The organism is Arthrobacter sp. SPT-J7, assembly GCF_059089965.1.
The window spans coordinates 1-8,442 of sequence record NZ_JBNHFF010000144.1; the positions used below are offsets into that span (position 1 = coordinate 1).

Consider the following 8,442-nt stretch of genomic DNA (forward strand, 5'->3'; position numbering starts at 1 on the left):
GACGACACCAAGTGGGTCAACTCCGTCATCGGACCACGGACGGAGATACGGGACCACCTTCAACAGCACGGCAAAAAACTGGACGCGTTCCATGACAGCTGGTGGGACACGCTCGCGGCCGTCCTGGACGGCGGCTCCATGCCGGAGGCAGTCACCCCCCTCCCCATCGTGAACAGCAACTTCTCACTGGTCCTGGAACCGGGTGAAAGCCAGGAGGCGGCACGCCTCAACGCGAGCAATGAAGTAGCCATTGGCACTTTGGCCCAACACAGTGAATGGCTTCAGGGCGAGCTCAGCCAGCAGGCAGGACATCCGGACCGCCTTGGCCAGGGCATCGCACTGCTCTCGCAGGCCGGTCAAAAGCTGCTCAGGCGGAAGCCTTCCCTGACAGCTGCAAAGCGTCTTGCAGGACGGTTTGTTCGCTAGCCTCATCGTCCACTGCGACGGCAGGACCGGTGCCCCTGGCACGTGGGCCGGTCCTGCTGGGATGGGGTGACCCTAACAGCGCCTACGGCGGCGGCGCGCAGCCGCCGTCGTACTTTCGCAGTCAGGGGCATTCCCGAGTCTGCTGTTCCTCCAGCCTCACAGGCTTTTTCAGGGCTGCGGCATTATGATGCTCTCTACCTGCCCGGGGAAAAACACGGATTGGACGGCATGAATGCCTGACACCAGCAATACCGTCCGGAACATACGGCCCAAGGTGTGGCGGCCGGTTGCCACCCTTTTGGGGGCTGCCCTGCTCTGTCTGGTCGCTGGATGCGGTGTGGACAAGCCTGTGCCACCGCCACCGGTCCCGCCAGCCGAGGTGGGCGAGCTGGGCATCGCCGTCCCCGCCTACGTGAATCCGAGCGACTCAGCGTACTGGCAGTCCGTGATGGAAGCCGCTCCGCAGGTCCGCGATGTCATCGTCAACCCGGACAGCGGACCCGGGGCCGCGGTGTCCGAACCGTACGTCCAGTTGATCCGGACCCTGCGCGATGCCGGCGTCAGGGTCCTGGGCTATGTCTCCACAGGGTGGGGCGAACGTGACCCCGCGGCCGTTTCCTCGGAAATCGACCGCTGGGGAGAGTGGTACGGCGTCGACAACATCTTCCTGGACGAAGCAGCATCCATTCCAGAGAAGGTGGGCACCTATGCGGCCTACGCCCTCACCGTTCACGAAGCCGGAGGGATCGTGGTGCTCAACCCGGGGCTGATCCCCGACCGTGGCTACTTCGAGTTCGCCGATGCCGTTGTGACGTTCGAGGATTCGGTGGAGGCATACTTCAACAGGCGGACGCCCCCGGACTGGCTCCGCACCGAGACGAGCTCGGAGGTGTGGCACATCGTCATCGGTGCCTCGCAGGACCGGCTGGGCGACGTGGTGGACCGCGCCCGCGAGTACGGAGCCGACAAGGTGTACGTGACCGATGACGCAAAGCCGAATCCGTATGACCGCCTCCCGCAATACTGGCTGGGCCAGCTGGAAGCAGCCATGTTCTAGCGGACGTCCGGCAACTGCTAGGACTGCTCCTGGATCAAACTGGCCCAGGACTCCAGGAACTTCTCAGCGATGTAAGCGTGGCCGGCCGTGTTGACGTGCCCGCCGTCGAAGTCGAAATTTGGGCTGTTGGCGCTGGTAAACCAGCCGGCCTCGAGGGCGTCAATGTACGGAGCGCTGGCAGCTGCGGCACCAGCGCGGACGGCGCTGTTCACGCCGCGCAGTTCCTCAGCGAACGGTTGCGGTGCCGACGGCCCAAGCACTACCACCTGGACGCCGGGCCAGAACCTGCGGGCCGCCTCGATGGTCTGCGCCGTGGCAGCTTCAACTTCATCGGGGTTGGGGATCTGGGAGTCGTTCTGTCCGCCTTGAAGAATGAGGATGTTGGGCACGAAGGCGGGGTTGGCAGCGATGTCCCGCAGCCGGACTTCGTACTCACCAGCCAGCTCGTCCTGCGCCCCGCCGCCCCAGGCGAACCCGGTTCCGGGAACCCCGCTGATGTTGGTGGGGTGTCCGAGCTGCCCGGCAACGAGGTTGGCCCAGCCTTGGTCGGGGCGACCTGCTCCAACGCCGGCAGTGTACGAATCACCAAGAATAAGGAGGACGGGCTCGGCGGGCAGCTCAATTCCCGGCTGCTGGGCTGTAGCCGTCGCCGTGGGTGTCGGAGCCGGGGCTGCGGTAGCAGTCGGTGTGGCCGCGGGCGAACCAGCTGGCACGGGGACGGCTTCGCCCGCACCGCGAGGACCCATCAGGGCGATGGCGGCTACCCCGAAGGCGAGCACTGCCAGCACGAAAAGTGCGCTGTACTGGATCCACTCCTGCCTGGTTATCCTGCGCCGCACGCCGTTTCTGGTCACCGGCACATCCTACCGGCCCCGCATTTCGTACGACGGCCCCAGGCACCGCCGTCGTACGCCTCGGCACAACGCTCGATCGGGTTCATGCGCCTTGCCCGGGCTGGTAACGCCGCGGTAACACCGCGGGAGGTAGCTCTAGGAGGGTCGTTTCACAGATACGTCAGTCGCTTGTTGGGACGCCTGATAAAACTTGGCGGGAGAAGAACCATGAAGAAACAATCGCCTCGAGAAACAGAGCCCGCACGAGTTGACCGGAGTGGTTTTGCTGTACGCCGAGGGACCTTGGCCGTCATCGTCGCCGGACTGCTGGCCAGCTCCATACCCTCTCCGGCAGCTGCTGCACATGACTCCGAACCGCTGGATTACGTAGCTTTGGGGGACTCCTATACCTCGGGCATCGGAGCGCCTAACGTCAGGACGGCCACGCTCTACCCAGCTGGTCCGGGGAATCCGGAACCGTGTTTCCAGGCATCACCCGGCTACGTGGACGTGCTGGACAAGCGGGGCGACGTCGGGCTCACCGCCAACGCCGCCTGTTCGGGCTGGACCGCCGCCATGGTGCCCATTCAGGTCCAAGTGGCGTCGGCTGCCGGGCGGCTGAACGCAGAAACGGACCTGGTCACCATTACCGCCGGCGGGAATGACGTCAAGTTCCTGGACGTGCTCAAAGCCTGCCTATTGCACTCCATAAAGGACTGCAAGGCAGCCGTCAAAGCCGGTGAGTCCGTTGCCGAGACTGAGGTCCACCCGGCCCTCGTTGATGCCTATTCAGCCATCCGTGCCGAGGCACCCAACGCAACGATCGTAGCGCTGGGGTACCCGCACCTCTTCTCCCCCAAATTCCGGGACAACCGGTTCATCACCGACGAAGCCGCAAAGGTCTTCAACAAGGGCACGGACACACTGAACAAGGTCATCAGGGATGCGGCCAGGAAGTCACCCGGGACCGTGTATGTGGATGTTACCGACGAGTTCGCCGGGCACGGCGTCGGCTCGCCCCGTCCCTGGATCGTCTTCGATCCGGCGGACCCGCTGGGCGGCGTGAACTTCCACCCGACGGCCGAGGGCTATGCCAAGGGCTACTATGCCGCCATCGTCCACGAGGCGGGAATCCGGGCGCTTCGGCGCTAATAAATCGCCCGGCACAACCGAGCGCCGCACCAGAAGGAGGCGTACGACGGCGGGCGTGCGCCGCCGTCGTCAGCCCCCGGAGTAGTACCGCCTGTCTGAAAACTTAGTGGGCGTAGCCGGACCTTATCGTTGCGACGCCGTCCCCCGCCAAGTCATCGCAGTAGATTTCACGGCCGGCCATGGCCATTGTCAGTGCCAGGGTTGTCCCGGAGACCAGCGGTCCGGAACCGAATTGGAAGGGCCCGTCCGTCGCTTCCAGGCGAAGACCCTTCACCGTGGAATGGCTGTTCACAGCGAAATCCCGGGCCGCGTAGAACTCCGCCACAGCAGTGACAGCATCGGCTGCCGGGATTCGTTGGAGCCCGAGAGGTCGGCGTATGTCCTGGCTGTGCACAACAACTTCGCCCAGCCATGCCGCTGTGTGTTTAGACGGCGCCTTGGTGCTTCCAATAACGTTCCGGAACCGGCTCAGGGTTTCGCTGGGGTTGGCGCCACGCTGTTCCTCCAAACGGCGCTGGTTGTGGAGCTCGGCGTTGAACCGGGCCGCGAGGATGCTTCCAATCCAGCGGAACGAGCCGATGCTCGCGGCTGCAGTCAGGTGGGCGACGACCTCCTCAACCACCCACTGCCCGCACAACGACGGTTCAACCCACTGATCTTCATTCAGGCCAGCCAGGTCTTCGGCGAGTGCCGCCCTTTCAGCATGCACCGCCGCCCAGAGGACCCCGTTCTTCAATGGCTTCACGGCTACATTCAATCACTGTCACAGAGAAGGGTTAGGCAACCGTGACCTTCCGGTCATTCCTTCAGCGCGCATCACGCATTACTGTCAACTCCACCATTGGGGACAACGGAAGAGGCACGATGAGCATCGACATCGGAATTGGCAGCAGCCTCAGCAACGAGGACGCAGCGCACTTTGCAGCCAAGACAGAAGCAATTACCACAGCGATGCAACAGGTACGGGCACAGCATGCGGCGTACAGCTGGGTGTGGACAGATGAGATCCGCTGCCGAGGATGCAATGCCAGCCTTGACATACCGATCCTTGCCAGTACAAACGCCAACGCGGACAAGGCTTTTCAAGCACACCAGTCCGCCCAGCTCGATGCCCTTTTGGCTGCTGACGGCAGGCATGAGCCACCAGCGGTGGTGTAGGCGGAGAGCAGGAGCGGGGGCTTTCTTCTGCTGGGGACGTTCCACAGGAGGTCATTACATGCGCCCGAACATATATTGACTATCGATAGAAAAAGCTGAACTATGGAGCTATGTCTATCGTAAGTCGATTGGTCCTCCCACTTCGGATCCTCCTAGTCATGGTATTCCTCGGGCTGCTGGTCGCCCAGGTCATGTCATTCCCCGGCGAATTTCTCTTCACCACCGAGGAGGGGCCGGAAATGGACCCCTGGCGATGGCCACTGCTGTTGTTCTCAGAATTGGAAGCCTTGTGCCTGCAGGTTGTCATCGTCTGCATCTGGCGGTTGCTGACCCTGGTCCAGCGTGACCGAATCTTCACCACGGCCTCGCTGCGGTGGGTTGACGCAATCGTGTGGGCCTTCATCGTGGCATGGCTGCTGCTGGCGGTCATGGCCGGTTCGCTCATTGCGTACATCTACTTCACCCCCGAGCTGCGTGACCCCGGGACCCCTGCCCTGCTGATCGGCGTCACGCTGATCGGTGCGGTGCTGGTTCTGCTGATTGTGGTGATGCGGGATCTGTTGCGGCAGGCGACGTCACTGCGGGCCGACATGGACGAGGTAATCTGATGGCCGTCGTGGTGCGCATCGACGTGGAACTGGCCAAGCGCAAGATGAGCGTCGGGGAGTTCGCCGAGCGGGTCGGGATAACTCCTGCCAATGTAGCGGTGCTGAAAAACGGCCGGGCCAAGGCGGTCCGCTTCAGCACCCTGGACGCCATGTGCCGGGTCCTGGACTGCCAGGTGGGCGACCTGCTCGAGTGGGTCGACGACCCTGCGCTCGACCGGACGGACAACCCGTGAGCTGGGTGGGCTCACTCCTCGTCGTGGCGCTCGGCGTAACCCTCTTCGTGCTCGGCGGTGCCGACGATTCCCCGGGCCTGCAGGGCATCGGGGCGGTGCTTGTGGCATGCGCAGCCATACTCCGCGTCAGGGCGGTGCGGAAGGACCGCCGTCGATAAGGCCCCACCCGGGGCGGCCGCAACTCTCCCCGCGCCCGCCAGCCCACCCTTTTGAGCGGAAGGCGCTACTGACGTTCGCCGGAGAACAAAACCGAGGCAACGCCCCGTGCAGCTTCCCGCGGGTCGGCCGGCAGGCCGGGAGGCAGGCTGCCGCTCAGCCAGAGCGTGGCGAAGCCGTGGACCAGTGACCAGGCCGCCAGCGCAGCCTCCTCTGCCGCCGCATCTGATTCCGAGGCAGTGAACGGCGCCACCCCCCGGTGGAGGGACTCACCCGCCCGCACCTTCGCATTGATGAGTTCCGGGTCATCTGCCCGGTATAGCTCCGGCCGGAACATCACGGCGAAGTGCGCGGGGTGCCCGACGGCGAAGCCGACGTAGGCTACACCCACCTCCAGGAAGTCGCCGGTTTGCCGTTGCGCCTCAGCCAGCGCGTCCGCCAGAAGCCCAAAACCCTGCACCGCGACTGCGGTTAAGAGACCTGCCTTGTCGCCGAAATGGTGTGCGGGAGCGGCATGGGACACCCCGACCCGCCTGGCCAGATCCCGCAGGCTCAGTCCCGAAGGTCCGGACTCCGCGATGACATCGAGGGCAGCACTGATGATCGTCGCCGGAAGGTTCTTGTGATGGTAGGTCCCCTGGGTGCTCATGAACCAAGCCTAACGCCCATCTAGCCATTGACAAGTCAGGGGTTCGGAGTAATCTAGTCAGTGTCAAGATTAAATCGATGCACCTGAAAGGAAGCATCATGGCACCCCTCATTACCCTCCTGGCCGTCACCCTCCTACTGCGCGCCGCCGGCGCTGCCGGCATCAGGGGACTGCGGTCCTGGCACACCAGCCTGCGTGGCGGGCTGGCGGCAATGTTTGTTGTCACGGGGACGGCACACTTCAATCACATGCGCGGAGACCTTGTCGCCATGGTGCCGCCCGCCCTGCCCTACCCGGAACTGCTGGTCACGCTCACGGGCGTACTGGAACTGCTGGGGGCCGCTGGCCTGCTCCTCCGCCGGACGGCGCCGTGGGCAGCCGCAGGACTGGCCCTGCTTATGGTGGCCATGTTCCCGGCGAACGTCTACGCCGCACTGGCCGGCCTCACGGTTAACGGGGCTCCAGCCACTGCGCTCCTGCCGCGGACGCTGATGCAGCTGGTTTTCATCGCCGCCGCGATTGCAGTGGCACTCCCCTACACCAGGACGCTGAACCGCCACCGGTCAGCATCTAACCGCCCGCCACTGCGGGCCGGGGAACCACACCAGTAAGGCACAACCGGCAGCGGCGTCCACCATCGAATACCTTCCGATGCTGGACGCCGTAAGCCCGCGGGTCAGTACGTCTAGTGCTCCCGGCGGGTCTCCTGGAGCCGCTTGATGAACCAGCGCGACTGCTCCGGCCCGTAGGGCAGGACCGGGATGGCCTTGGTGGCGTCGGAGGGGGCTTCGCGGATGGAACGCTGGGCCTGGCGTACCGCCGTGGTCATGGTGTTTGCCATGGTCCTGACGAACTGGTCGCTGCATGGTTTCCCGTGCCCGGGGATCAGGAACTCGTACCGGTGGCGCAGCGCTGAGATGTGCCGGAGCGCGTCCGCCCACTCCTCCGGATACGAGTCTTCGAAGGACGGGTGGGCGCCCTGCTCCACGAGGTCTCCCACGAACAGGGTGGTGGGGGTGCCCACCAGCAGGTCGCCGTCAGTATGGCCACGGCCCAGGTAGAACAAGGTGGCGGTCAGCCCACCCAGGTCTACCAGCACAGGCTGGTCCTTGACGATGGCGTTGGGGACCACGAGTTCCACGTTCTGGCCTTCGCCGGTGGACATCTCCGGTTCCAGCGTCCCCACGAAGCGGCGCTGGAGGTCCCCGCGTTCGTTGATCTCCCTGGCGCAGTTCTGGTGGGCCCAGAATTCGGTGGCGCCCGCTGCCGCGAACACGGCGTTACCAAAGAAATGGTCGTAATGGGCGTGGGTATTGACGACGACGAGCGGCAGCTGGGTCTTCTCCCGCACCGCGTCCAGGATCTCCTGCCCCTGCCGGGGCCCGCAACCGGTATCAATGACCATGGCCCGCTCGGATCCGACGATCAGTCCGGTGTTCAGCAGCGATCCTTCGGTGACCAGCACATAGTTGTCCGCGCCGACTTCGAGCCATTCCGACATTGTTTCTCCGTACCTCCGGCAAAGCAGTGTGCGTTCATCTAGGCGTCGATTGTACCCACCGGCCCTTGGAGTTCCAGGGAGGCAGGGCGAGTACGACGGCGGCACGCGTACGACGGCGGCACGTGCCGCCGTCGTACGTCACGCCTTTTAGGAACTGGCTGCTCAGTCTGCAGCGTGGGTTGCTCCGAGGAGGTCCCGGATCCGCGCAGATATCCTGACGAAGTCCGGGTTCTCCATCGTTTCGCCGTAGTCGCGGTTGTTGCCCAACGGCACATCGAGGGTTTCGAGGATGCGGCCAGGGCGGGGGCTCATCACCACAACGCGGTTGGCCAGGAACACGGCTTCGGCCACCGAGTGGGTCACCAGGATGACTGTGGTGCCGGTGTCGCGCCAGATCCGATGCAGCTCGATGTTCATGCGCTCACGCGTCAATGCGTCTAGGGCACCGAACGGTTCGTCCATGAGCAGCACATCGGGCTCGTGGAGAAGGGCCCGGCAGAGTGAGACGCGCTGCTGCATGCCGCCGGAGAGTTCATGAGGCATCGCATTTTCGAACCCGGTCAGGCCTGTCATTTGGCCCCAGCAGCGCAACCACGGCCGCCATCGCCGGCGAGGTAAGTTACAGCGCCGCCTTCTGCCAGGCGTTGGAGTCAGCCCCACCGGCTACCG

General features: G+C 64.3%; 13 protein-coding genes. 8 read left to right on the top strand and 5 right to left on the bottom strand.

Annotation, left to right across the window (positions count from 1 at the left end):
* The coding region (locus AC5RWX_RS27160) for a hypothetical protein (RefSeq protein WP_494099372.1) at positions 1 to 426 on the top strand (426 nt) is incomplete at its 5' end.
* A 349-nt stretch (positions 427 to 775) separates the two neighbouring features.
* Entirely contained in the window at positions 776 to 1,483 is a 708-nt protein-coding gene (locus AC5RWX_RS27165) for a spherulation-specific family 4 protein (protein ID WP_494099373.1), read from the top strand.
* Positions 1,484 to 1,500: 17 nt separating this feature from the next.
* On the opposite strand, the gene AC5RWX_RS27170 is transcribed toward AC5RWX_RS27165, so the two are convergent.
* The gene (locus tag AC5RWX_RS27170; RefSeq protein ID WP_494099374.1) at positions 1,501 to 2,337 is read right to left on the bottom strand and encodes an SGNH/GDSL hydrolase family protein; all 837 of its coding nucleotides are present in this window, start codon (positions 2,335 to 2,337) and stop codon (positions 1,501 to 1,503) included.
* Between the two features lie 282 nt (positions 2,338 to 2,619).
* On the opposite strand from AC5RWX_RS27170, the gene AC5RWX_RS27175 reads away from it, so the two are divergent.
* Positions 2,620 to 3,468: an SGNH/GDSL hydrolase family protein gene (locus AC5RWX_RS27175; RefSeq protein ID WP_494099375.1), complete on the top strand. Its 849-nt coding sequence runs from the start codon at positions 2,620 to 2,622 to the stop codon at positions 3,466 to 3,468.
* Between the two features lie 103 nt (positions 3,469 to 3,571).
* On the opposite strand, the gene AC5RWX_RS27180 is transcribed toward AC5RWX_RS27175, so the two are convergent.
* Complete coding sequence (locus AC5RWX_RS27180; RefSeq protein ID WP_494099376.1) at positions 3,572 to 4,213, bottom strand: maleylpyruvate isomerase family mycothiol-dependent enzyme; 642 nt, start codon at positions 4,211 to 4,213, stop codon at positions 3,572 to 3,574.
* Positions 4,214 to 4,332: 119 nt separating this feature from the next.
* On the opposite strand from AC5RWX_RS27180, the gene AC5RWX_RS27185 reads away from it, so the two are divergent.
* The 4 genes from AC5RWX_RS27185 to AC5RWX_RS27200 all read left to right on the top strand — a co-directional run bounded on the left by AC5RWX_RS27185 (position 4,333) and on the right by AC5RWX_RS27200 (position 5,625).
* The gene (locus tag AC5RWX_RS27185; protein WP_494099377.1) at positions 4,333 to 4,626 is read left to right on the top strand and encodes a hypothetical protein; all 294 of its coding nucleotides are present in this window, start codon (positions 4,333 to 4,335) and stop codon (positions 4,624 to 4,626) included.
* A gap of 158 nt (positions 4,627 to 4,784) precedes the next feature.
* The gene (locus AC5RWX_RS27190; RefSeq protein ID WP_494099378.1) at positions 4,785 to 5,234 is read left to right on the top strand and encodes a DUF2975 domain-containing protein; all 450 of its coding nucleotides are present in this window, start codon (positions 4,785 to 4,787) and stop codon (positions 5,232 to 5,234) included.
* Positions 5,234 to 5,467, top strand: coding sequence for a helix-turn-helix domain-containing protein (locus AC5RWX_RS27195; RefSeq protein WP_494099379.1), 234 nt, complete (start codon positions 5,234 to 5,236; stop codon positions 5,465 to 5,467). The genes AC5RWX_RS27190 and AC5RWX_RS27195 overlap by 1 nt, the downstream gene beginning before the upstream one ends.
* Entirely contained in the window at positions 5,464 to 5,625 is a 162-nt protein-coding gene (locus AC5RWX_RS27200; RefSeq protein WP_494099380.1) for a hypothetical protein, read from the top strand. The genes AC5RWX_RS27195 and AC5RWX_RS27200 overlap by 4 nt, the downstream gene beginning before the upstream one ends.
* Before the next feature lie 65 nt (positions 5,626 to 5,690).
* Here the strand turns inward: AC5RWX_RS27200 and AC5RWX_RS27205 are convergent, their stop codons facing one another.
* Positions 5,691 to 6,272: a TetR/AcrR family transcriptional regulator gene (locus tag AC5RWX_RS27205; RefSeq protein ID WP_494099381.1), complete on the bottom strand. Its 582-nt coding sequence runs from the start codon at positions 6,270 to 6,272 to the stop codon at positions 5,691 to 5,693.
* A gap of 98 nt (positions 6,273 to 6,370) precedes the next feature.
* On the opposite strand from AC5RWX_RS27205, the gene AC5RWX_RS27210 reads away from it, so the two are divergent.
* Positions 6,371 to 6,883 (top strand): DoxX family protein, encoded by a 513-nt coding sequence (locus AC5RWX_RS27210; protein WP_494099382.1) that lies wholly within the window; start codon positions 6,371 to 6,373, stop codon positions 6,881 to 6,883.
* Between the two features lie 74 nt (positions 6,884 to 6,957).
* Here AC5RWX_RS27210 and AC5RWX_RS27215 read toward each other — a convergent pair whose 3' ends face one another.
* Both AC5RWX_RS27215 and AC5RWX_RS27220 read right to left on the bottom strand, forming a co-directional pair.
* Positions 6,958 to 7,773: an MBL fold metallo-hydrolase gene (locus tag AC5RWX_RS27215; RefSeq protein ID WP_494099383.1), complete on the bottom strand. Its 816-nt coding sequence runs from the start codon at positions 7,771 to 7,773 to the stop codon at positions 6,958 to 6,960.
* Between the two features lie 162 nt (positions 7,774 to 7,935).
* A complete protein-coding gene (locus AC5RWX_RS27220) occupies positions 7,936 to 8,346 on the bottom strand; it encodes an ABC transporter ATP-binding protein (protein ID WP_494099384.1) in 411 nt (136 codons plus the stop codon).
* Positions 8,347 to 8,442 lie beyond the last annotated feature (96 nt).

Coding starts and splice junctions, on each gene's coding strand:
- AC5RWX_RS27185 (WP_494099377.1), top strand. CDS start 4,333: ATGAGCATCGACATCGGAATTGGCAGCAGCCTCAGCAACGAGGACGCA.
- AC5RWX_RS27190 (WP_494099378.1), top strand. CDS start 4,785: ATGGTATTCCTCGGGCTGCTGGTCGCCCAGGTCATGTCATTCCCCGGC.
- AC5RWX_RS27195 (WP_494099379.1), top strand. CDS start 5,234: ATGGCCGTCGTGGTGCGCATCGACGTGGAACTGGCCAAGCGCAAGATG.
- AC5RWX_RS27205 (WP_494099381.1), bottom strand. CDS start 6,272: ATGAGCACCCAGGGGACCTACCATCACAAGAACCTTCCGGCGACGATC.
- AC5RWX_RS27210 (WP_494099382.1), top strand. CDS start 6,371: ATGGCACCCCTCATTACCCTCCTGGCCGTCACCCTCCTACTGCGCGCC.
- AC5RWX_RS27215 (WP_494099383.1), bottom strand. CDS start 7,773: ATGTCGGAATGGCTCGAAGTCGGCGCGGACAACTATGTGCTGGTCACC.
- AC5RWX_RS27220 (WP_494099384.1), bottom strand. CDS start 8,346: ATGACAGGCCTGACCGGGTTCGAAAATGCGATGCCTCATGAACTCTCC.